The sequence below is a fragment of the Mycobacterium sp. 852002-40037_SCH5390672 genome (assembly GCF_001665875.1).
Taxonomy (GTDB): Bacteria; Actinomycetota; Actinomycetes; order Mycobacteriales; family Mycobacteriaceae; genus Mycobacterium.
In genome coordinates, this window is the sequence record NZ_LZTA01000097.1 from 58,218 (window position 1) to 79,798 (window position 21,581).

Annotated in this window: 16 protein-coding genes; 3 read left to right on the forward strand and 13 right to left on the reverse strand. The window is 66.1% G+C overall.

Annotation, left to right across the window (positions count from 1 at the left end; genetic code table 11):
• Window positions 1-27: 27 nt before the first annotated feature.
• The 4 genes from fusA to A5782_RS17395 all read right to left on the reverse strand — a co-directional run bounded on the left by fusA (window position 28) and on the right by A5782_RS17395 (window position 3,969).
• Entirely contained in the window at window positions 28-2,133 is a 2,106-nt protein-coding gene (fusA, locus tag A5782_RS17380) for an elongation factor G (protein ID WP_082942988.1), read from the reverse strand.
• Window positions 2,134-2,217: 84 nt separating this feature from the next.
• Complete coding sequence (gene rpsG, locus A5782_RS17385; protein ID WP_067102815.1) at window positions 2,218-2,688, reverse strand: 30S ribosomal protein S7; 471 nt, start codon at window positions 2,686-2,688, stop codon at window positions 2,218-2,220.
• Window positions 2,688-3,062 carry a 30S ribosomal protein S12 gene (gene rpsL, locus A5782_RS17390; protein ID WP_007767794.1) on the reverse strand — a complete coding sequence of 125 codons (375 nt, stop codon included), beginning with the start codon at window positions 3,060-3,062 and terminating at the stop codon, window positions 2,688-2,690. The genes rpsG and rpsL overlap by 1 nt, the downstream gene beginning before the upstream one ends.
• 262 nt (window positions 3,063-3,324) lie before the next feature.
• Window positions 3,325-3,969 (reverse strand): TetR/AcrR family transcriptional regulator, encoded by a 645-nt coding sequence (locus A5782_RS17395; protein WP_067102817.1) that lies wholly within the window; start codon window positions 3,967-3,969, stop codon window positions 3,325-3,327.
• A gap of 196 nt (window positions 3,970-4,165) precedes the next feature.
• On the opposite strand from A5782_RS17395, the gene A5782_RS17400 reads away from it, so the two are divergent.
• Window positions 4,166-4,543 (forward strand): DUF3060 domain-containing protein, encoded by a 378-nt coding sequence (locus tag A5782_RS17400; RefSeq protein ID WP_067102819.1) that lies wholly within the window; start codon window positions 4,166-4,168, stop codon window positions 4,541-4,543.
• A gap of 45 nt (window positions 4,544-4,588) precedes the next feature.
• Window positions 4,589-5,074, forward strand: a complete 486-nt coding sequence (locus A5782_RS17405) for a DUF3060 domain-containing protein (RefSeq protein WP_067102821.1) — start codon at window positions 4,589-4,591, stop codon at window positions 5,072-5,074.
• A gap of 10 nt (window positions 5,075-5,084) precedes the next feature.
• Here A5782_RS17405 and A5782_RS17410 read toward each other — a convergent pair whose 3' ends face one another.
• The 9 genes from A5782_RS17410 to A5782_RS17450 form a co-directional block, all read right to left on the reverse strand.
• A complete protein-coding gene (locus tag A5782_RS17410; RefSeq protein ID WP_067102823.1) occupies window positions 5,085-5,852 on the reverse strand; it encodes a crotonase/enoyl-CoA hydratase family protein in 768 nt (255 codons plus the stop codon).
• Entirely contained in the window at window positions 5,849-6,568 is a 720-nt protein-coding gene (locus A5782_RS17415; RefSeq protein WP_067102826.1) for a PaaX family transcriptional regulator C-terminal domain-containing protein, read from the reverse strand. Before A5782_RS17415 ends, A5782_RS17410 begins: the two co-directional genes overlap by 4 nt.
• A 2-nt stretch (window positions 6,569-6,570) precedes the next feature.
• Window positions 6,571-7,509 carry a crotonase/enoyl-CoA hydratase family protein gene (locus tag A5782_RS17420; protein ID WP_067103141.1) on the reverse strand — a complete coding sequence of 313 codons (939 nt, stop codon included), beginning with the start codon at window positions 7,507-7,509 and terminating at the stop codon, window positions 6,571-6,573.
• Window positions 7,510-7,570: 61 nt separating this feature from the next.
• Window positions 7,571-9,199 carry an acyl-CoA dehydrogenase family protein gene (locus tag A5782_RS17425; protein ID WP_067102828.1) on the reverse strand — a complete coding sequence of 543 codons (1,629 nt, stop codon included), beginning with the start codon at window positions 9,197-9,199 and terminating at the stop codon, window positions 7,571-7,573.
• Between the two features lie 59 nt (window positions 9,200-9,258).
• A complete protein-coding gene (locus A5782_RS17430) occupies window positions 9,259-10,014 on the reverse strand; it encodes a deoxyribonuclease IV (protein ID WP_067102830.1) in 756 nt (251 codons plus the stop codon).
• 227 nt (window positions 10,015-10,241) lie between these two features.
• On the reverse strand, window positions 10,242-14,192 hold the full coding sequence (locus A5782_RS17435) for a DNA-directed RNA polymerase subunit beta' (protein ID WP_067102832.1): 3,951 nt from the start codon (window positions 14,190-14,192) through the stop codon (window positions 10,242-10,244).
• Between the two features lie 68 nt (window positions 14,193-14,260).
• Window positions 14,261-17,767, reverse strand: a complete 3,507-nt coding sequence (locus A5782_RS17440) for a DNA-directed RNA polymerase subunit beta (RefSeq protein WP_156624003.1) — start codon at window positions 17,765-17,767, stop codon at window positions 14,261-14,263.
• Window positions 17,768-18,159: 392 nt separating this feature from the next.
• Window positions 18,160-19,170, reverse strand: a complete 1,011-nt coding sequence (locus tag A5782_RS17445) for an ABC transporter ATP-binding protein (protein WP_067102836.1) — start codon at window positions 19,168-19,170, stop codon at window positions 18,160-18,162.
• A 181-nt stretch (window positions 19,171-19,351) separates the two neighbouring features.
• On the reverse strand, window positions 19,352-20,833 hold the full coding sequence (locus tag A5782_RS17450; RefSeq protein ID WP_067102838.1) for a carotenoid oxygenase family protein: 1,482 nt from the start codon (window positions 20,831-20,833) through the stop codon (window positions 19,352-19,354).
• A gap of 71 nt (window positions 20,834-20,904) precedes the next feature.
• Here A5782_RS17450 and A5782_RS17455 point away from each other — a divergent pair, with 71 nt between their 5' ends.
• Entirely contained in the window at window positions 20,905-21,576 is a 672-nt protein-coding gene (locus A5782_RS17455; protein WP_067102840.1) for a TetR/AcrR family transcriptional regulator, read from the forward strand.
• The last annotated feature ends 5 nt before the right edge of the window (window positions 21,577-21,581 follow it).

Below are 21,581 nucleotides of genomic sequence, written 5' to 3' on the forward strand. Positions count from 1 at the left end.
GCTCCGCTTACTCGCCGTCGTCGTCGCTCACTGACCGGTCGCCTTCGCGATGATCTCCTTTGACACGTTCGCCGGCACTTCGGCGTACGAGTCAAAGACCATGGAGTAGTTTGCCCGGCCTTGGGTCTTGGACCGCAGGTCGCCGACGTAGCCGAACATCTCCGACAGCGGCACATGCGCCTTGACCACGCGCGCACCGCTCCGCTCCTCCATGGCCTGGATCTGGCCACGGCGGGAGTTCAAGTCGCCGATCACGTCACCCATGTAGTCCTCGGGCGTGGTGACCTCGACGGCCATGATCGGTTCCAGGATGACCGGCTGCGCTTGTGCCGCAGCCTTTTTCAGCACCTGGGAACCGGCGATCTTGAATGCCATCTCCGACGAGTCGACCTCGTGGAAGGCCCCGTCAAGCAGGGTGACCTTCAAGTTGACCAACGGGTAGCCGGCCAGCACACCGTACTGCATGGCGTCTTGCGCGCCGGCATCCACCGACGGGATGTACTCGCGCGGGATGCGCCCACCGGTGACCTTGTTCTCGAACTCGTAGGTCGCACCGTCTTCGCCGTGGAACGGCTCGAGGCTGATCAGCACCTTGGCGAACTGGCCAGAACCGCCGGTCTGCTTCTTGTGGGTGAACTCGACCTTGTCGACCTTGCGCTTGATGGTCTCCTTGTAGGCCACCTGCGGCTTGCCGACGTTGGCCTCGACCTTGAATTCGCGGCGCATGCGGTCGACCAGGATGTCGAGGTGCAACTCGCCCATCCCGCCGATCACGGTCTGGCCCGTCTCGTTGTCCTGGTGAACCTTGAAGGTGGGATCCTCTTCGGCGAGCTTCTGGATCGACAGGCTCAGCTTCTCCTGGTCGCTCTTGGTCTTGGGCTCGATGGCCACCTCGATGACCGGATCGGGGAAGGTCATCGATTCCAGCACGACCTGCTGGTTCGGGTCGCTCAGGGTGTCGCCCGTGGTGGTGTCCTTCAGACCGATCACCGCGTAGATGTGACCGGCCGAGGCGGTCTCCACCGGGTTCTCCTTGTTGGAGTGCATCTGGAACAGCTTGCCCAGCCGCTCCTTCTTGCCCTTGGTGGCGTTGATGACCTGACTGCCGGAGTCGACCTTGCCCGAGTACACCCGGACATAGGTGAGCTTGCCAAAGAAGGGGTGCGTCGCGACCTTGAACGCCAGCGCCGAGAACGGCTCGTCGGTCGAGGGGTTGCGGGTGACCTCTTCGTCCTCCTTGCCCGGTGCGTGGCCGACGGCAGGCGGCACGTCCAGCGGCGAGGGCAGGTAGTCGATGACGGCGTCCAGCATGGGCTGCACGCCCTTGTTCTTGAACGCGCTGCCGCACAGCACCGGGTAGGCCTCCGAGCTGATGGTCAGCTTGCGGATGGCGCCCTTGATCTCGTCGACGGTGAGTTCTTCGCCGCCGAGGTACTTCTCGAGCAGCGCCTCGTCGGTCTCGGCGACGGCCTCGAGCAGCTTGGTCCGGTACTCCTCAACCTTCTCGGCCAGCTCGGCCGGGATGTCGATGGTGTCGTAGGTTTCGCCCAGCTTCGTCTCGCCGCGCCACACCTTGGCGTTCATCTCGACCAGGTCGACGATGCCCTCGAAGTCACCCTCGGAGCCGACGGGCAGCTGAATCGGGATGACGTTGGCACCGAGGCGCTCCTCCATGGTCTTCACGGAGAAGTAGAAGTCGGCCCCGATCTTGTCCATCTTGTTGACGAAGCAGATGCGCGGGACGTCGTACTTGTCGGCCTGACGCCAGACCTGCTCGGACTGCGGCTCGACACCTTCCTTGCCGTCGAAGACGGCCACGGCACCGTCGAGCACGCGCAGGCTGCGCTCCACCTCAACGGTGAAGTCGACGTGCCCGGGGGTGTCGATGATGTTGATCTGGTTGTCTTTCCAGAAGCAAGTGGTAGCCGCGGAGGTGATGGTGATCCCGCGCTCCTGCTCCTGCTCCATCCAGTCCATGGTGGCGGCGCCGTCGTGCACCTCACCGATCTTGTAGCTGATACCGGTGTAGTAGAGGATGCGCTCGGTCGTCGTCGTCTTGCCGGCGTCGATGTGCGCCATGATGCCGATGTTGCGGACCTTGGTGAGGTCGGTCAGCACGTCCTTCTGTGCCACAGAAGTCTTCCCACTCTTTCGATTGCTTGGTTAGTTCGCTGTCGGTTTGCGCCCGGCCACTCTGCCGTTGGGCGCCGTCCGGCCCTACCAGCGATAGTGCGCGAAGGCGCGGTTGGCCTCGGCCATCTTGTGGGTGTCCTCGCGCCGCTTGACGGCGGCTCCGAGGCCATTGCTGGCATCCAGGATCTCGTTGGCCAGCCGCTCGACCATGGTCTTCTCGCGGCGTTGCTTGGAGAAGCTGACCAACCAGCGCAGTGCCAGCGTCACCGAGCGATCCGGACGGACCTCGACCGGGACCTGGTAGGTAGCGCCACCGACGCGGCGGCTGCGCACCTCGAGGGAGGGCTTGACGTTGTCCATCGCGCGCTTGAGCGTGATCACCGGATCGGTACCCGTCTTGTCCCGGGCATTCTCGAGCGCTCCATAAACAATGCGTTCGGCCAGCGATTTCTTCCCGTCCAGCAGAACTTTGTTCACCAGCTGCGTCACCAGCTGCGATCCATAGACCGGGTCATTGACCAACGGACGCTTCGGCGCGGGCCCCTTGCGCGGCATCAGCTCTTCTCCTTCTTGGCGCCGTAACGGCTGCGAGCCTGCTTGCGGTTCTTGACACCCTGCGTGTCAAGCGAACCGCGGATGATCTTGTACCGGACACCGGGCAGGTCCTTCACACGACCACCACGCACCAGCACCATCGAGTGCTCCTGCAGGTTGTGGCCTTCGCCGGGGATGTAGGCGGTGACCTCAACCTGGCTCGTCAGCTTCACGCGGGCGACCTTCCGAAGCGCCGAGTTCGGCTTCTTCGGGGTGGTGGTGTACACGCGGGTGCATACGCCACGGCGCTGCGGGCTGCCCTTCAGGGCCGCGGTCTTGACCTTGGCGACCTTGTCGCGGCGACCCTTACGGACCAGCTGCTGAATGGTTGGCATCTACCGGCTTTCTGTATTCGTGTTCGGCATACTTCTAGCGTTTTCAAGTCTGTGTACTGCAGTTATGTCCGGCCGCGTCACCCCGCGTCCGGGTGTGTCGCATGCGCTGCGCACCGGACCTGGTCCGATGCTTCGTGGACACGCGAATTCGCCCGGCATCCACTTCCTTACGGTTAGGCGCCGTAAGCCGCCAGGCACGAGGGACCACAATACCCGCCGCCGGTCTCGCAGGTCAAAGCGACGGCGGGGCTAATGGCGATCGCTAGTAGCGGGCGCCATCGGCGGCGGTGCGCCTTTCCATGCCGGCCGCCAGCCGCAGCACCATGTCGGAGAACAACACGTCGGTGTCGATGTCATCCATGACGCCGGTCATCTCCAGTAAAACGAAGCCGTGCAGGGCGGACCAGAACTCCAGCGCCGCATGAAAGGCCGCCTCACCGTCCAGACCGTAGGAGGACAGCACGGCGATCACCGGTCCGGCCGCCCCGCGGGTCGCGGCCGTGTATTCGGGATCCTCACCGCCGAACGGCATCCGGGTGAAGGCCGAGTAGCGCCCGGGGTGGTGGTGGGCATAGCTGCGGTAGGCACCCGCCATCACCAGCACCGCGTCGTCGCGCTCGCGGCCCTCGCCGACCCGGTTGAGCATCGTGATGATGTCGTCGATGACGCGAATCCGCACCGCGCGGCGCAGGTCTTCCAGGCTGTCGACGTGGTTGTACAGCGACGGCCCCTTGGTGCCCAGCTGCATCGCCAGCGCGTTGATGGTCAGGGCGTCCCAGCCCTCGCGGTCCAGGAACGTCAGGGCGCCGTCGATGATGCCGTCCCGGCTCAGCTTGGCCGGACGGGAGGCGGGCCGTCCCGCGCGCTGGCGCCCGGCCGCCGGTGGCGGATCCGGTGGAGCTGCCATGGCGGTCGCCCTTCGATTGCATGAACGGGTTGCGGTTAACTAATGACTCTAGTTGACGCCCGTGGCGACATTAGTCTCCCGGAGGGGATATGAGCGCCCGGCAAAGGAAAATAAACTCTGCCACCGGGCAGGCAAATGCACGTAATGTCATGCTTGCTCGTTTCGAGCAGCCGAGCCGTCCCAAAGGGGGCCCGCAGTGAAGTGGACGACTGTCGCCGGGTCACTGGCCACCTGTGTCATCGCCGTCATGGCCGGCGCCGCCGCCCCGCCGTGGGTGGCGCAGGCCAAGAACGGTGACACCCACGTCATCGGGGAAGACATCGAGCAGACGATCGACTGCAACGACGCCACGCTGATGGTCAACGGCAGCGGCATCACCGTCACCGCGCTGGGCAACTGCTACGCCGTGACGGTGATGGGTTCGTCGAACACCGTGATCGCCGACTCGGTTTCGCACGACATCACCGTGTACGGCTACAACCAGACGGTGTTCTACAAAAACGGCCAGCCCGCCCTGTGGGACCGCGGCCGCGAACTGGGTATGACCAACCGGCTCCAGCAGGTGCCGGGCTAAACCACGGCGCCACACCATTATCCGATCGAGGGGAATCGAGGAACCATGCCCGCCTACATCCGTGACCGTTCGCTGCGCTTGGCCGTGCTCGCCGTGACGCCGGCCGCCGCCGCCCTGGTGCTGGCCGGTTGCAGTTCGACGGCCAACCCGCCGGCGGGCTCTTCGACCACCACCACGAAGAGCAGCGCGACGACCAGTGCCGGCGCCGCGCCGACGACGGGATCGAGCGGGGCGAGCACCACCGCGTCCATCGAGATCGGGAACACGATCAATTACGGATCGATGGGCACCACCACCACCCTGGACTGCGCCAGCGGCAAGTCGTTGAACGTCGGCGGCTCGGACAACACCCTGACCATCACGGGCACCTGCGAGACCGCCACCGTCAGCGGCACCAACAACAAGATCACGTTCGACAAGGTCAACACCCGCATCACCGTGCTGGGGATGAACAACACCATCACCTACAAGGACGGTGACCCCAAGGTCGACAAGATCGGCCAGAGCAACACGATCAACAAGGGCAGCTGACCGCCCACGCCTAGCCGGCTGGCGCGCCGTGCCGTCCCGCGCCCGCCGCGAACCGCCCGGCTCCTTCGTTCGCCTCCGCGGCCACCCGGGAGATGCTGGCGAATTCGACGTCGAGCGCATCGGATTCCGTTGTGCCCCACTGGTGTAGCGCCGAGAGTCGGTCCGAGCGCAGGCACTGCTGCGGCAGCGCCGCCAGTTGCGCCGCCAACTCCTCTGCGGCCTGACGCGCCTGGCCTTTGGGGACAACCCGATTCGCCAATCCGATGGCGTGGGCTTCGTCGGCGGCGACCGCACGGCCGGTGAGGATCATGTCCATCGCGCGGCTGTGGCCGATCAGCCGGGGCAGCCGCACGGTGCCGCCATCGATGAGCGGAACCCCCCAGCGCCGGCAGAACACGCCGAACACGGCGTCCTCCTCGGCCACCCGCAGGTCGCACCAGATGGCCAGTTCCAGGCCGCCGGCGACGGCGTGGCCACTCACCGCGGCGATGACGGGTTTGGACAGCACCATCCGCGTCGGGCCCATCGGGCCCGGGCCCGTGCGGTGCACCGCGTTGGCGTCGGGTGTGCCGAAGGCTTTCAAATCGGCTCCGGCGCAGAATGTTCCATTATCGCCCCACAGCACGGCCACCGATGCGGTGTCGTCGCGGTCGAACTCCTCGAACGCCGCGTAGAGCGCGGCGGCCGTCGGGCCGTTGACCGCGTTGCGCGCCGCGGGCCGGTTGATGATCACCGTGGTCACCGGGCCATTGCGCTCGATGCGCACCGGATCAGTCATGTCGCCTCCGCAAATAGTGGTTCGCGCCGCGTGAGCAGCTCAGTGGCAAAGTCGTGGTAGGCCGCCCGCAACCGGGCACCCGGCCAGTCGGCCGGCAGTAGCTCGTCGGGCAGCACCGGGTCGGTGAGCAGGTGGCGGACCGTCGCCGCGGCTACCACGAAACGGCCGGGAACGTCTGGCGCGGCGGCCATCTCGTCGAGCAACTCATGACCGGTCTGCGCCCAGGCGGGAAGATCCCACAGCTGCGCGGCCAGCTCGGCGGGGTCGTCGTCGCGCGCCCGCAGCACCCGCGCCTGTGCCGTGACCTCGGGCCCGGCCTCTGCGTCGATATTGTCGGGGCGCATCCACACCCCTTCACGCAGCTCACCGAAGCGCTTGTCCTGCAGGGTGGTTCGCAGTGCCGCTCGGGTGCGCGCGTCCTTGCCGACGCTGGTCACGATCAGCGTGACCCAGTCCCCGCCCCAGGGGTGCACCCGCGGGTCGATGGCATCGTCCTGGCGTCGCTGGCGGGCCAACAGGCGATCCGAGAGCCGATAGCCGTCGGCGGAGCGGATCAGGTCGCCGGCACCGACCATGCGGGTCAGCGCCACCCGCAGCGTCGACTCCTTGATGCCGAAATCGGAAGTGAGCCTGACCAATTCGCTAGCCCGGGCGTGCGCGGGGTGAGCGCCGAGCAGCACGCTGAGCACCACCGACCGTGCTGTCATATCCGGCATGGCTACACCCCGGACGCGCGGCGGCCGTGGTCGCCGAACGGTTCGTCGCGATGCCGGACCGCCTCACGAAATCCGTGCTCGACCGCGTCGGCGACGAAGGCGTGGCCCTCCGGCGTGTGCCGGGCGACACCGTCGAACACCGTGCTGACCATCCGGCTGGTCGCCACACCCTGTTGCAGCAGAGCGGAATTCAGCGTGAGCTTGACCATGATCAGCTGGTTGACCGGTACCGCGGCGATCCGCTCGACCAGCCGCTCGGTGCGCTCATCGAGGTCCGCCGGATCCGGTGCCTCGACCGCCCATCCCCACTCGGCGGCCTGCGCGCCGGTGATGCAATCACCGGTGAACAACAGCCGTTTCGCCCGCGCGTCGCCGAGGCGGTGCGCCCACAGGCCGGCCGCCGGGACCCCCCACACCCGCGTCGGTGGGTAGCCGATCTTGGCGTCGGCGGCGGCGATCACCTGATCGGCGTGCAGCGCGATGTCGGTGCCGCCGGCCACACAGTAGCCGTGGATCTTGACCACCGTGGGCTTGTCCGCGTGCAGGAGGCTGGAAAAGCCCCGCACGAAGCGACTCATCATCTGGTAGTCGATCATCGGGTCCCACGGCTGGTCCGCCAGGTGGTTGACCGCCTGGGTCTTTCCGTCCAGCACGGTGCCCTGATAGGCGCCGGTGCCGCCGGCCGAACCGGTGCGATCGGCGTAGGCACTGAGGTCGAAGCCGGCGCAGAAGCCCTCACCGCGACCCGACACCAGGATGACATGCACCTTCGGGTCGAGATCGGCGCGCTCCACCAATGCCGAGAGCTCCAGCGGTGTGTCCGCGACGATCGCGTTGCCCTTCTCCGGCCGGTTGAACGTGATGCGGGCAACCCGATCGGTGACCTCGTAGGTCATCGTTTTGAGGTTGTCGAAGTCGACCGGCCTGATCGCGTGAGTCAACGGCGCCACTCCTCCTCATCGCTTCGCTCTGCATCGCCGTCGGCGTGAGTCATCTTGTGGCTCAGCCCTTGACCAGTGCCCGCTCCAGAATCGGTGCGAGGTCGAGCCCGTCCGGCATGGTGCCGAACGCACCGCCCCACCGGCGGTCGAGCCGGGTCGTCAGGAACGCCTCGGCGACGGCCGGGTGGCCGTGGCGCACCAGCAGCGAGCCCTGCAACGCCAGGCAGATGTCTTCGGCCACCTTGCGGCCGCGGTACTGGATCGTCTCCAGGTTGCCCAGTTGGTCGCGCAGTCGCGCCACATGACCGGCCAGCCGCGGGTCCTGACCCGCGCTGTCGGCGAGCTCCTCGAACAGCACCTCGACGCACTCGGGACGAGTCGCCATGGCGCGCAAGGTGTCCAGCGCGCTGACGTTGCCCGAACCCTCCCAGATGCCCATCAGCGGCGCCTCGCGGAACAGCCGCGGCATCCCGGAATCCTCCACATAGCCGTTGCCGCCCAGGCATTCCAGCGCCTCGGCGGCGTGCGGGGTGGCGCGCTTGCACACCGAGTATTTGCTTGCGGCCAGCCCGATCCGGCGCAGCAGCGCTTCCTTCTGGTCGCCGCGCACGGCCTTATCGGTGGCGCCGGCCATCCGCATCGCGACCATGGTGGCCGCCTCCGCCTCGACGGCCAAATCGGCCAGCACGTTACGCATCAGGGGCTGGTCAATCAGATAGGCGCCGAAGGCCTTTCGGTGCTGGGCGTGGTAGATCGCGCGGGTCAGACCGGTGCGCATGCTGGTGGCGCTGCCCAGCGTGCAGTCGAGCCGGGTGAGGTTGACCATCTCGATGATGGTGGGCACGCCGCGCCCTTCCTCCCCCACCAGCCATGCGATCGCGCCGTCGTATTCGACTTCGCTGGACGCGTTGGCGTGGTTGCCGAGCTTGTCCTTGAGGCGCTGCAAGAACATTCGGTTGCGGGCGCCGTCGGGCAGTACCCGGGGCAGCAGGAAGCACGACAGCCCGCCCGGCGCCTGCGCCAGCACCAGGAAGATGTCGCACATCGGCGCCGAGGTGAACCACTTGTGCCCGGTCAGGCTGTAGGTGCCGTCGGCGTTGGGCGTCGCCTGGGTGGTGCCGGCACGCACGTCGGAGCCACCCTGCTTCTCGGTCATCGACATGCCCGCGGTGATGCCGGGCTTGGTGGTGGCCAGCCTGAGCTCGGGGTCGTATTCGCGGCTGGTCAGCAGCGGTTCGTAGACGCCGGCCAGCTCGGGGTTGAAGCGCAGGGCGGGAACGACGGCGTACGTCATCGAGATCGGGCAGATGTGGCCCGGCTCGACCGTCCACACCGAGGTTTTGGCGGCCCGGACGACGTGCGCACCCGGGCGCTCGTCGGCCCACGGCGCGGCATGCATGCCATGGGCGACCGCCGCGCGCATCAGTTCGTGGTACGCCGGGTCGTATTCGACCTCGTCGACGCGGTGACCGTTGCAATCGTGGGTGTGCAGGACGGGTCGGTTGCGGTCGGCGAGCTCGCCCCACCGCTGCGCCTGGTGGGTGGCCGACAGCGCACCCACCTCGTTCACCTCGTCCAGGCCCCACTGCCCGCCCTCGCGGATCAGGGCCTCGATGAGCACCGCAGAGCCGGCGGGGTTGTGGTTTTCCAGGGGCGGGACCTGGTTGGTGACGACATGCGTATCCGACATCCCACCAATGTTACATTTTCCCGACAGTTGCACAAGAGGTGTAATGGCCGGGGGCCGGGTCAGCCTTGGGTGTTCTCCCGCAGGAAGGCGATGTCGTCCTTGCGGCCCTCGTCCGCGGTTTCGCAGATCACCGGCGCGCCGGCGGCCTGCACCACCGCGACGAGCAGCTCGGGGTCGATCTGGCCGGTGCCGAAGTTGGCGTGCCGGTCGGCACCGGAGCCTGCCGCGTCCCTCGAGTCGTTGCAGTGCACCAAGTCGATGCGTCCCGTCAGGGCCCTGATCCTGTCGACCGCATCGATCAGGGCCTCACCGGCGGCCCAGGCGTGACAGGTGTCCAAACAGAAGCCGATTCCCTTGTCGCCGATGTGATCCCACAGTCTGCCGATGGTGTCGAAGTGACGGGCCATCGCGTGGTCGCCGCCGGCGGTGTTCTCCAGATAGACCTGCACGTCCGTTTCCAGGTAGTCCAGTGCTTTGACCCACCGCTCGAAGCCAGCTTCCATGTCGTCGTCGTCGGCGTGGCCGCCATGCACGATGACCGCCGTCGCGTTGATTTCCGAAGCCGAGTCGCAGGTGTCCTGCAAGATTTTGCGCGACGGAATCCGGATGCGGTTGTTCGCCGATGCGACGTTGATGAGATACGGCGCATGGACATAAAGGGGCACGGTGGACGCTTTGAGCGCCTCGGCGTCGTCGCGGGGTTTCGGTTTCTTCCAGCTCTGCGGGTTGCTGAGGAAGAACTGCACTACGTCGGCGCCGTCGGCTTGCGCGGCGGCCAGTGGGTCGTCGTTGCGGACGTGTGAACCGATGAGCACGTCGGCCAGTCTAGTGACGGCCCCCGACGGCCGCGACGGCGCAAGGCGGACCCTGATGCGAGTCCGGAAAGTGCTGGCAAATGCGGTAGCGCGTCTGGGAATCCGGTAACGGGTCCCCGCGGCTACCGGTGTGGCGAACGGGCTGCGCGAGCAAGCTGCGTGCCCGGTGAACAATCCTGGGGGCACGAAAAAGCCCCGGGGCGAACCCGGGGCTTTTTCGTTGTTGACTAGCGGTAGTCGCTGTAGCCGTAGTCGTCCAGCGGCACCGCGGCGCCGGCGGCCTGGCCGAAGTCCGGGCTGTAGTACTGATCCTCGTAGGACGGGATCGTGTACGCGGCGGCCCGTGCCTCCTCGGTCGGCTGCACCGCGATGTTGCGGTAGCGGTTGATACCGGTTCCGGCCGGGATCAGCTTTCCGATGATCACGTTCTCCTTCAGACCCTGCAGCTTGTCGCTGCGGCAGTTGATCGCCGCATCGGTCAGCACCCGAGTGGTCTCCTGGAACGACGCCGCACTCAGCCACGAGTCGGTGGCCAGGCTCGCCTTCGTGATACCCATCAGCACCGGACGGCCGGCGGCGGGCTCGCCACCCTCGGCCACCACCCGGCGGTTCGACGCCTCGAACTCCGCACGGTCGATCAGCGAGCCGGGCAGGAACTCCGTCGAGCCCGAGTCGATGATGGTGACCCGGCGCAGCATCTGGCGCACGATCACCTCGATGTGCTTGTCGTGGATCGACACACCCTGGGCGCGGTAGACCTCCTGGGTCTCCCGGACGAGGTGGATCTGCACCTCGCGGGGGCCCTGCACGCGCAGCACCTCGTGCGGGTCGGCCGAGCCTTCCATCAGCTGCTGGCCCACCTCGACGTGATCGCCGTCGGACAGCACCCGCTCGGAACCGTCTTCGTGCTTGAACACCCGCAGCCGCTGCCGCTTGGAGAGCTTGTCGTACACGACCTCTTCGCTGCCGTCATCGGGAACGATGGTGATCTTGTAGAAGCGCTCACCGTCCTCGAGGCGGATCCGTCCGGTGACGTCGGCGATCGGCGCCTTACCGCGCGGGATGCGGGCCTCGAACAGCTCCTGCACACGGGGCAGACCGCCGGTGATGTCCTCACCGACACCACCCTGGTGGAAGGTACGCATGGTCAGCTGGGTACCGGGCTCACCGATGGACTGGGCCGCGACGATACCGACGGCCTCGCCGATGTCGACCAGCTTCCCGGTGGCCATGGACCGCCCGTAACAGGTCGCACACACACCGGTTCCGGTGGTGCACGTCAGCACGGAACGCACCTTGATCTGCGTGATGCCCGCAGCCAGCAGGGCTTCGATCGACGGGTCACCCAGGTCTTCACCACGCGCCACAACGACGTTGCCGGCCTCGTCGACCGCGTCGGCGCCCAGAGTCCGTGCGTACGCCGAGGTTTCGATGTACGGGTCGCGGATCAGCGTGCCGTCCGGCTGACGCTCGGCCAGCTCGACGAGGATGCCGCGCTCGGTCTCGCAGTCGTGTTCGCGGACGATGACGTCTTGGCTGACGTCCACCAGACGACGGGTCAGGTAGCCGGAGTCGGCGGTACGCAACGCGGTGTCCGCCAAGCCCTTTCGAGCGCCGTGGGTGTTGATGAAGTACTCCAGCACGGTCAGGCCCTCACGGAACGAGGACTTGACCGGACGCGGGATGAACTCACCCTTCGGGTTGGTCACCAGACCCTTCATACCGGCCAGCGTTCGCGTCTGGGTGAAGTTACCCGTGGCACCCGAGTCGACGATCGTGATGATCGGGTTGTCGGCCGGGTAGTGCTCACGCAGCGCCTGACCGACCTCGTCGGTGGCTTCCTTCCAGATCTCCACCAGCGCCTCGTTGCGCTCGTCGTGGTTCAAAGCACCACGCTGGAACTGCTTTTCGACCTTCTCGGCCCGCTCCTCGTACTGGTCGAGGATCTCCTTCTTGCGCGGCGGGACGAGCACGTCGGCCATCGAGACCGTGACACCGCTGCGGGTCGCCCAGTAGAAGCCGGCGTCCTTGAGCTTGTCCACGGTCTGCGCAACCACGATCATCGGGTAGCGCTCGGCCAGATCGTTGATGATCGACGCCTGCACCTTCTTGTGCATCTGCTTGTTCACGAACGGATAGCCCACCGGCAGCAGCTCGTTGAACAGCACGCGGCCCAACGTGGTCTCCGCCATCCAGGCATCCCCCGGCTGCCAGCCGCCGGCGCCGAACAGCTCGGCCTCGATCTCGGCGGGCGGACGCAACTGGGTCAGCCGCACCTTGATCTTGGCCCGCACCGACAGCACGCCACGGTCCGACGCCATGATCGCCTCGGCCGGCGAGGAGTACACCCCGACCTCGGGCTCATCCTTGGCGGCCGCCTTGAATTCGCCCTTGTCACCGTCGACTTCGGTGGTCAAGAAGTACAGACCGGTCACCATGTCCAGACGCGGCATGGCCAGCGGACGGCCCGACGCGGGCGACAGGATGTTGTTCGACGACAGCATCAGGATGCGGGCCTCGGCCTGCGCCTCGGCGCTCAGCGGCAGGTGCACCGCCATCTGGTCACCGTCGAAGTCCGCGTTGAACGCCTCACACACCAGCGGGTGCAGCTGGATTGCCTTGCCTTCCACCAGCATTGGCTCGAAGGCCTGGATACCCAGGCGGTGCAGGGTGGGCGCGCGGTTCAGCAGCACCGGGTGCTCGGCGATGACCTCTTCGAGGACATCCCACACCTGGGGACGCTGACGCTCCACCATGCGCTTGGCGCTCTTGATGTTCTGCGCGTGGTTGAGGTCGACCAGCCGCTTCATCACGAACGGCTTGAACAGCTCCAGCGCCATCAGCTTGGGCAGACCGCACTGGTGCAGCTTGAGCTGCGGACCGACCACGATGACCGAACGGCCCGAGTAGTCGACACGCTTACCGAGCAGGTTCTGACGGAACCGGCCCTGCTTACCCTTGAGCAGATCGCTCAGCGACTTCAGCGGACGGTTACCCGGCCCGGTGACCGGGCGGCCGCGACGACCGTTGTCGAACAGCGCGTCCACCGACTCCTGCAACATCCGCTTCTCGTTGTTGACGATGATCTCGGGCGCACCGAGGTCGATCAGCCTCTTGAGGCGGTTGTTCCGGTTGATCACGCGGCGGTACAGGTCGTTGAGGTCGGAGGTGGCGAACCGGCCACCATCCAGCTGCACCATCGGCCGCAGTTCCGGAGGGATCACCGGGACGGCGTCGAGCACCATGCCCATCGGCGAGTTGCCCGACTGCTGGAAGGCGGCGACCACCTTGAGCCGCTTGAGGGCGCGAAGCTTCTTCTGCCCCTTGCCGTTTCGGATGACGTCACGCAGGATCTCGGCCTCGGCGTCGATATCGAAGTTCTCGATCAGCTTCTGGATCGACTCCGCGCCCATGGCGCCGGTGAAGTACTCACCGAAGCGGTCGATCAGCTCGCGGTAGAGGTTCTCGTCGACGATGAGCTGCTTGGGGGCCAGCTTGGTGAAGGTGGTCCAGATCTCCTCGAGCCGGTCCAGCTCGCGCTGGGCGCGGTCGCGCAGCTGACGCATCTCGCGCTCGCCGCCGTCGCGGACCTTGCGGCGCGCGTCGGCCTTGGCGCCCTCTGCCTCCAGCTCGGCCAGGTCGGCCTCGAGCTTCTGGGCGCGGGCCTCCAGGTCGGAGTCGCGCTGGTCCTCAATGGCCTTGCGCTCCACCATCATCTCGGCCTCGAGTGTCGAGAGCTCGTTGTGGCGCATCTCATCGTCGACCGAGGTGATGACGTAGGCGGCGAAGTAGATGATCTTCTCGAGATCCTTCGGCGCCAGGTCGAGCAGATAGCCGAGCCGCGACGGCACACCCTTGAAGTACCAGATGTGCGTGACGGGCGCGGCCAGCTCGATGTGACCCATCCGCTCGCGACGCACCTTGGCGCGCGTCACTTCGACGCCGCAGCGCTCACAGATGATGCCCTTGAACCGGACCCGCTTGTACTTGCCGCAGTAGCACTCCCAGTCGCGAGTCGGTCCGAAGATCTTCTCGCAGAACAGGCCGTCCTTTTCGGGCTTCAGCGTGCGGTAGTTGATCGTCTCCGGCTTCTTGACCTCGCCGTAAGACCATTGCCTGATGTCCTCCGCGGTGGCCAGGCCGATACGGAGTTCATCGAAGAAGTTGACGTCGAGCACGTAACTCCCTTTCCCCTTGCGGGTTTAGTTACCAATAAGAGGCTGGCTTGGCTGCAATGGATTTGCCGCTAAGCCAGGTCCTCAACAGACGCAGATTCGTTGCGGGACAGGTTGATTCCCAGGTTCGCCGCTGCCCGCTCGAGGTCCTCGTCCTCGCCTTCGCGCAATTCGATCGCCGCACCGTCCGAGGAGAGCACCTCGACGTTGAGGCAGAGCGACTGCAACTCCTTGAGCAACACCTTGAAGGACTCGGGAATACCCGGCTCCGGGATGTTCTCGCCCTTGACGATCGCCTCGTACACCTTGACCCGGCCGACCGTGTCGTCGGACTTGATGGTCAACAGCTCCTGCAGTGTGTACGCGGCGCCGTAGGCCTGCATGGCCCAGCACTCCATCTCACCGAAGCGCTGCCCACCGAACTGCGCCTTACCACCCAGCGGCTGCTGCGTGATCATCGAGTACGGACCGGTGGAGCGGGCGTGGATCTTGTCGTCCACGAGGTGGTGCAGCTTCATGATGTACATGTAGCCAACGGTCACCGGGTACGGGAACGGCTCGCCGCTGCGGCCGTCGAACAGCACCGCCTTGCCATCGCCGTTGACCATGACCTCGCCGTCACGGTTGGGCAGCGTGCAGGACAGCATGCCCTGCAGCTCCTCCTCCTTGGCGCCGTCGAACACCGGCGTCGACACGATCTGGTTCGGCTGCGCGTGCAGCAGCTGCTCGGGCAGGTTGGCCGCCCACTCGGGCGAACCGTCGATGTTCCAGCCGGATTTGGCCACCCACCCGAGGTGGGTCTCCAGGATCTGACCGATGTTCATCCGTCGCGGCACACCGTGGGTGTTCAGGATGATGTCCACCGGCGTGCCGTCCGGCATGAACGGCATGTCCTCCTGCGGCAGGATCTTGCCGATGACGCCCTTGTTGCCGTGGCGTCCGGCCAGCTTGTCGCCGTCGGAGATCTTCCGCTTCTGGGCCACGTAGACGCGCACCAACTCGTTGACACCGGCCGGCAGCTCGTCGTCGTCCTCGCGGGAGAACACCCGGATTCCGATGACCTTGCCGGACTCGCCGTGCGGCACCTTCAGTGAGGTGTCGCGGACCTCGCGGGCCTTCTCACCGAAGATCGCACGCAGCAGCCGCTCCTCCGGCGTCAGCTCGGTCTCACCCTTCGGGGTGACCTTGCCGACCAGGATGTCGCCGTCACGGACCTCGGCACCGATGCGCACGATGCCGCGCTCGTCCAGGTCGGCCAGCACCTCGTCGGAGACGTTCGGGATGTCCCGGGTGATCTCCTCGGCGCCCAGCTTGGTGTCGCGGGCATCGATCTCGTGCTCCTCGATGTGGATCGAGGTGAGCACGTCCTCCTCAACCAGCCGGTTGGAGAGGATGATCGCGTCCTCGTAGTTGTGGCCTTCCCACGGCATGATCGCCACGAGCAGGTTCTTGCCCAGCGCCATCTCGCCGTTCTCGGTGCACGGACCGTCGGCGATGACCTGACCGGCCTCGACCCGCTCCCCCGCGTCGACGATCGGCGACTGGTTGGCGCAGGTGCCATGGTTGGACCGCTCGAACTTGCGCATCCGGTAGGTGTGCCGGGTGCCGTCGTCGGCCATCACGGTGATGTAGTCGGCGGAGACCTCCTCGATCACCCCGGCCTTGTCGGCCACCACCACGTCACCGGCGTCGATCGCGGCGCGCAGCTCCATGCCGGTACCCACCAGCGGCGCCTCGCTGCGCACCAGCGGAACCGCCTGGCGCTGCATGTTGGCACCCATCAGGGCACGGTTGGCGTCGTCGTGCTCGAGGAACGGGATCATGGCCGTGGCCACCGACACCATCTGGCGCGGCGACACGTCCATGTAGTCCACCTCGGACGAGGGCACGTACTCGACCTCGCCCGCCTTGCGGCGGACCAGGACACGTGACTCTTCGAACCGGCCCTTGTCGTCGATCGGCGAGTTGGCCTGCGCCACGACGTGGCGGTCCTCCTCGTCGGCGGTCAGGTAGTGGATCTCGTCGGAGACCACACCGTCGACCACCTTGCGGTACGGCGTCTCGATGAACCCGAACGGGTTGACCCGGGCGTACACCGACAGCGAGCCGATCAGACCGATGTTCGGACCCTCCGGGGTCTCGATCGGGCACATCCGGCCGTAGTGCGACGGGTGGACGTCACGGACCTCGAGGCCGGCGCGCTCACGCGACAGACCACCCGGGCCCAGCGCCGAGAGACGACGCTTGTGGGTCAACCCGGACAGCGGGTTGTTCTGGTCCATGAACTGCGACAGCTGGCTGGTGCCGAAGAACTCCTTGATCGCGGCGACGACCGGCCGGATGTTGATCAGGGTCTGCGGCGTGATGGCCTCGACGTCCTGCGTCGTCATCCGTTCCCGGACCACGCGCTCCATCCGCGACATGCCGACGCGGATCTGGTTCTGGATCAGCTCGCCGACGGTGCGCAGCCGGCGGTTACCGAAGTGGTCGATGTCGTCGGTCTCCACCGGCACCTCGGTGCCGCCGGGGACGGTCATCGTGGCCTGGCCCTCGTGCAGGCGCACCAGGTATTCGATGGTGGCGACGACGTCTTCCTCGGTCAGCGTCGACGACGTGATCGGCTCGCCGACGTGCAGCCCGAGCTTCTTGTTGACCTTGTAACGGCCCACGCGGGCCAGGTCGTAGCGCTTCTCCTTGAAGAACAGGTTCTCCAGCAGGGTCTGCGCGGACTCCTTGGTCGGCGGCTCGCCCGGACGCAGCTTGCGGTAGATGTCCAGCAGTGCCTCGTCGGTGCCGGCGGTGTTGTCCTTCTCCAGCGTCGACATCATGATCTCGGAGAAACCAAACCGCTCGTGGATCTGCTCGTTGGTCCAGCCCAGCGCCTTGAGCAGCACGGTGACCGGCTGGCGACGCTTGCGGTCGATGCGCACACCGACGGTGTCGCGCTTGTCGACGTCGAACTCCAGCCACGCACCCCGGCTGGGGATCACCTTGACGCTGTGCAGCAGCTTCTCGGTCGACTTGTCGATGCTCTCATCGAAGTACACACCGGGCGAGCGGACCAGCTGGCTGACCACCACACGCTCGGTCCCGTTGATGATGAAGGTGCCCTTCTCGGTCATCATCGGGAAGTCACCCATGAACACCGTCTGGCTCTTGATCTCGCCGGTGTTGTTGTTGATGAACTCGGCAGTGACGAACAGCGGGGCCGCGTACGTCATGTCCTTGTCTTTGCACTCGTCGACCGGCGCCTTGACCTCGTCGAAACGCGGGTCGGAGAACGACAGCGACATCGAGCCGGAAAAGTCCTCGATCGGCGAGAGCTCGTAGAGCACCTCTTCCAGGCCACCCACCGGAGTGACGTCCCCGCGGGCGGCGGCGGCCTCACGCCACCGCGGCGCGCCGATCAACCACTCGAAGGAGTCGATCTGCACGTCAAGCAGACCGGGAACCTCAAGCGGTTCGCGGAGCTTGGCGAAGGAAACTCGGTTGGGGGCTCCAGGCACGGACCCGTTTGAAGAACTTCCATAAGAGGAACTTTGTGGGCGATCCGTCTTGCTCTGGCGGAAATCTGCCAAGATGCATCCTTCCAGCACCTCGTGCGACTCACGAAGGCCGGGACCACCGGCCAGCTCGCCGCGAATTTGTCGGTTCGGCCGGCGAACGAACTGTCCGGATCTCACGCGCAACTAGAACTAAGCCGCTTAACGGGGCTCAGACTTAGACCACGGTGTCAGGTGGCGGGTGAGGTGGGCAGGAAGTAGCCAGCGCAACGTCCAACAATAGCGCAGGACCGCGCATTCCTCAACTTCCCAGCACTAGCAGTCCAGGGATATCGGCGCTGGCTGGCATCTCGACTTTCCGCTGGATACATGCTGCCCAACAGACTGGCCGGTTTACGGCCCTTCGTCAAGAGGGCGGGCCGCCGTGTTACCCGGAGTTATCGCGAAACCCACCGGGCCTACGCACCCTAGTCGCCGAACTCGTGCGCGCGGTACTTGTGGGTGCCTTCGAGGTCGTCGAGGATGGCGGCCTGAGCACCCTTGGGCAGCGTGTGCAGAATCTCGCGCACCCTGGCCTGGCGGCGGGCGACTGCCTTGCGCTCGGGCATCCCGGGGGTCGCGACGATCTGCGGCGGCACCCCCTCGATCTCCTCGACACCACCGGCGTGGTGACCGGCATCGATCATGGCCTGCTCTTCGGCCATGGTCGCCTCGTCCTTTTCCTCGGACATGCCGATCGGCCCGATCCGGCGGCCGTTGAGGAATTGCCGCACGACGGGCTCGTCGCTGGTCAGCAGCACCTCACGCGGGCCGAACATGACCAGCTTGCGACGGAAAAGCATGCCCATGTTGTCCGGCACGGTGCGGGCGATGTTGATGTTGTGCGTCACGATCAGCACCGTGGCGTCGATCTGGGCATTGATGTCGAGGATCAACTGGCTCAAGTAGGCGGTACGAACCGGGTCCAGACCGGAGTCGGGCTCGTCACACAGGATGATCTGCGGATCCATCACCAAAGCCCGGGCCAGGCTGGCGCGCTTGCGCATACCGCCGGAGATCTCTCCGGGGAACTTCTTCTCGTCGCCACCAAGACCGACCAGGGTCAGCTTCTCCATGACGATGTCACGGATCTCGCCTTCCTTCTTCTTGGTGTGCTCGCGCAGCGGGAACGCCGCGTTGTCGAATAGGTTCATCGAACCGAACAGGGCACCGTCCTGGAACATCACGCCGAACAGCGTGCGGATCTCGTAGAGTTCCTTGGCCGAACACTGCAGGATGTCGGTGCCGTCGATGACGACCGAGCCGCGCTCGGGCCGCAACAGACCGATCAGGGATTTCAGGAAAACCGATTTGCCGGTACCCGACGGCCCCAGCAGCACGCTGACCTCCCCGGCGGGGACTTCCAGCGTCACGTCTTCCCAAATCCTCGAGGATCCGAAGGACTTCGTCAGTCCATTCACCTCGATAGCGACGCCCATGGGAAATCCTTCCGTCGACACTCGTGCCCGCCACCTGCCCTTTTGTGTGGCATGAGTCACTGTAGCGCACGCCTGCCACACGGCATCAGGGATGCGGAGGACAGCTGGAAAAATTGGCCGTCTTGAGATCACCCGGAAGCCCGCACGGCACAACTTATTTGACGCACGTTCCAGCCGAACGTTAGCCAGTGGGCGCCCAGTTGCCGTGGAAGCCCATCGGCACCCGCTGCGGCAGGTGGACGGTGGCCACCTGTTCGAGCGTCTGCGCGTCCAGCAAAAGCAATTGGCCTTCGTCGCGGTCGCGGTGATAGCCGAAGCCGATCAGGATGCCGTCATCTTCGGCGCGTGCCGAGGGATTGGGCACAAAGGACATCTCGCCGAGTAAAACGCCGGCATCGAGGACTGCGACCTCGCGGGATCCCGTCGCATAGTCGTGTTTGAAAAGGCCGGATCCGCCGCCCGCGAAGTGCGCGCCCACGGTGTAGCCGAACCGGTGCCGTGCGCCCAGCAACTCCTCGTTGATCCGCGGGAATTCCTGGGACTGTTCGTCGCGGCATTCGGTGGTGACCGCGCCGGTCGCGAGGTTGATGGTCCAGCGGTCCAGCATGGGGGTGCTTTCCCCGGGGCCGCGCCGGTCCCGGTCGAACATCCGCGTGTAGCGCACCACGTCGAGCACCAAAACCTCGGCGGCACCGCGCATCTCCGAATAGGCGTTCAGCGGGTGGTAGACGTAGCAGGGTTCGATGTCGAACCAGCGCACGTCCTTGTTGGCTCCTTCCCTGGGCATGACCCCGATGCGCGCGGGGTAGCGCGGGTTCCACGCATAGGGCATCCGGTCGGAGTGGGTGGCGCCGCGGTTCAGCCTGGCGTTGATCGGGCTCGGCACCCGCACCCGCCCGATCAGCGACTGCAGCACCAGACGGGCCGGCAGGGCCAGCCAGGGCGGCATTTTCTGCGGCAGCACCTGTACCGGGTCGAACGTCACCGGGAGGTCGTAGATCACCACGTATTTGTCGGTCAGCGAGAAGTCGTGCATCATCGGCGACCCGCCCACCTCGATGTCCACCGTGCGCCGGGCACGTCCGGCGGCATCGATCACCGAGTACTGCACGGTTCGTCCGCGCGTGAACGAGTAAGACACCGCGTGCAGTTCGCCGGTGCGCGGATCGCGGTGCGGATGCGCGGTGTAGCCGCCCGTCAGCGTGCCGTCGAAGTCGCACGTCCCGATGGTGTCCAGCTCTTCGGTGAGCTCGTAGTTGGCGACTCCGCCCTCCACCAGCGCCAGGGTGCGTCCGGCGTGGCTCACCGCGCTGGTGTTGGCCCCCAGGCTCAGCATTCCCGCGCGCGGGTCGAGCCGGCCGGGCGCCGGCTCGCCGAGGGTTCGGCACACCGGTCGGCTGCGCACCCAGCGGTTGCGATACCAGCGGGCCTGTCCGTCGCGCAGCGCCACCCCGTGCACCATGCCGTCGCCGCTGAACCAGTGGTAGACGGCCGGGTCCACCTCGGCGGCCGGGTTGGGCCCGTTGCGCAGGTAGCGCCCGTCGAGGTGTTCGGGAATGTGCCCGGTGACCGGCAGATCGTGCGCGGTGACTTCCGCGCTCACCGGCGCCAGGAAGTCCTCGAGGTAGGGATTGCCGGGCTTGACGGTTGCCGTGGTCACCATGACTGAACTCCTATAACAGTGTTATTTCAGCGTTATTGGTACGGTACGCTGCTGATGAGAAGATGGCAACGATGACTTCAGAAGTTCAGCGCAGCGTTCGCGAGGAGATGCTGCACGCCGCGGTCGGTCTGCTCGACGACGACGGGCCCGACGCCCTGCAGACGCGCAAGGTGGCCGGCGCGGCGGGAACCTCCACCATGGCGGTCTACACCCATTTCGGCGGGATGCGGGGGCTCATCGCCGAGGTGGCCGAGGAGGGACTGCGCCAGTTCGACGCCGCACTGGCCGTGTCCGAAACCAACGATCCGGTCGCCGACCTGTTTGCGATCGGGGCGGCCTACCGCCGCTACGCCATCGGGCGCCCGCACATGTATCGGCTGATGTTCGGCAGTACCAGCGCGCACGGCATCAATGCCCCCGCCCACAATGTCCTGACGCTCACGGTCGCCGAGATCGAGCGCGGATACCCCAGCTTCGCGCACGTGGTGCGCGGGGTGCACCGCTGCATGGTGGCCGGCCGCATCACCGTGGGCGCTGCCGACGACGACGCGTCCGTCGTGGCCACCGCAGCCCAGTTCTGGGCGTTGATCCACGGGTTCGTCATGCTCGAGCTGGCCGGCTACTACGGCAACGACGGCGCTGCCGTCGCGCCGGTACTCACCGCGATGTATTCGAGCCTGCTTGTGGCACTTGGTGATTCAGCAGACCAAGTGCACGAGTCCGTGCGGTCGACACGGCGCTGAATGCA

Bases quoted from the DNA above. Each gene is read 5' to 3' on its own strand.
- rpsL (WP_007767794.1), bottom strand. From the start codon at position 3,062: ATGCCAACCATTCAGCAGCTGGTCCGTAAGGGTCGCCGCGACAAGGTC.
- A5782_RS17415 (WP_067102826.1), bottom strand. From the start codon at position 6,568: ATGCCGGATATGACAGCACGGTCGGTGGTGCTCAGCGTGCTGCTCGGC.
- A5782_RS17455 (WP_067102840.1), top strand. From the start codon at position 20,905: ATGACTTCAGAAGTTCAGCGCAGCGTTCGCGAGGAGATGCTGCACGCC.
- A5782_RS17410 (WP_067102823.1), bottom strand. From the start codon at position 5,852: ATGACTGATCCGGTGCGCATCGAGCGCAATGGCCCGGTGACCACGGTG.
- A5782_RS17450 (WP_067102838.1), bottom strand. From the start codon at position 20,833: ATGGTGACCACGGCAACCGTCAAGCCCGGCAATCCCTACCTCGAGGAC.
- rpsG (WP_067102815.1), bottom strand. From the start codon at position 2,688: ATGCCGCGCAAGGGGCCCGCGCCGAAGCGTCCGTTGGTCAATGACCCG.
- A5782_RS17425 (WP_067102828.1), bottom strand. From the start codon at position 9,199: ATGTCGGATACGCATGTCGTCACCAACCAGGTCCCGCCCCTGGAAAAC.
- A5782_RS17395 (WP_067102817.1), bottom strand. From the start codon at position 3,969: ATGGCAGCTCCACCGGATCCGCCACCGGCGGCCGGGCGCCAGCGCGCG.
- A5782_RS17445 (WP_067102836.1), bottom strand. From the start codon at position 19,170: ATGGGCGTCGCTATCGAGGTGAATGGACTGACGAAGTCCTTCGGATCC.
- A5782_RS17405 (WP_067102821.1), top strand. From the start codon at position 4,589: ATGCCCGCCTACATCCGTGACCGTTCGCTGCGCTTGGCCGTGCTCGCC.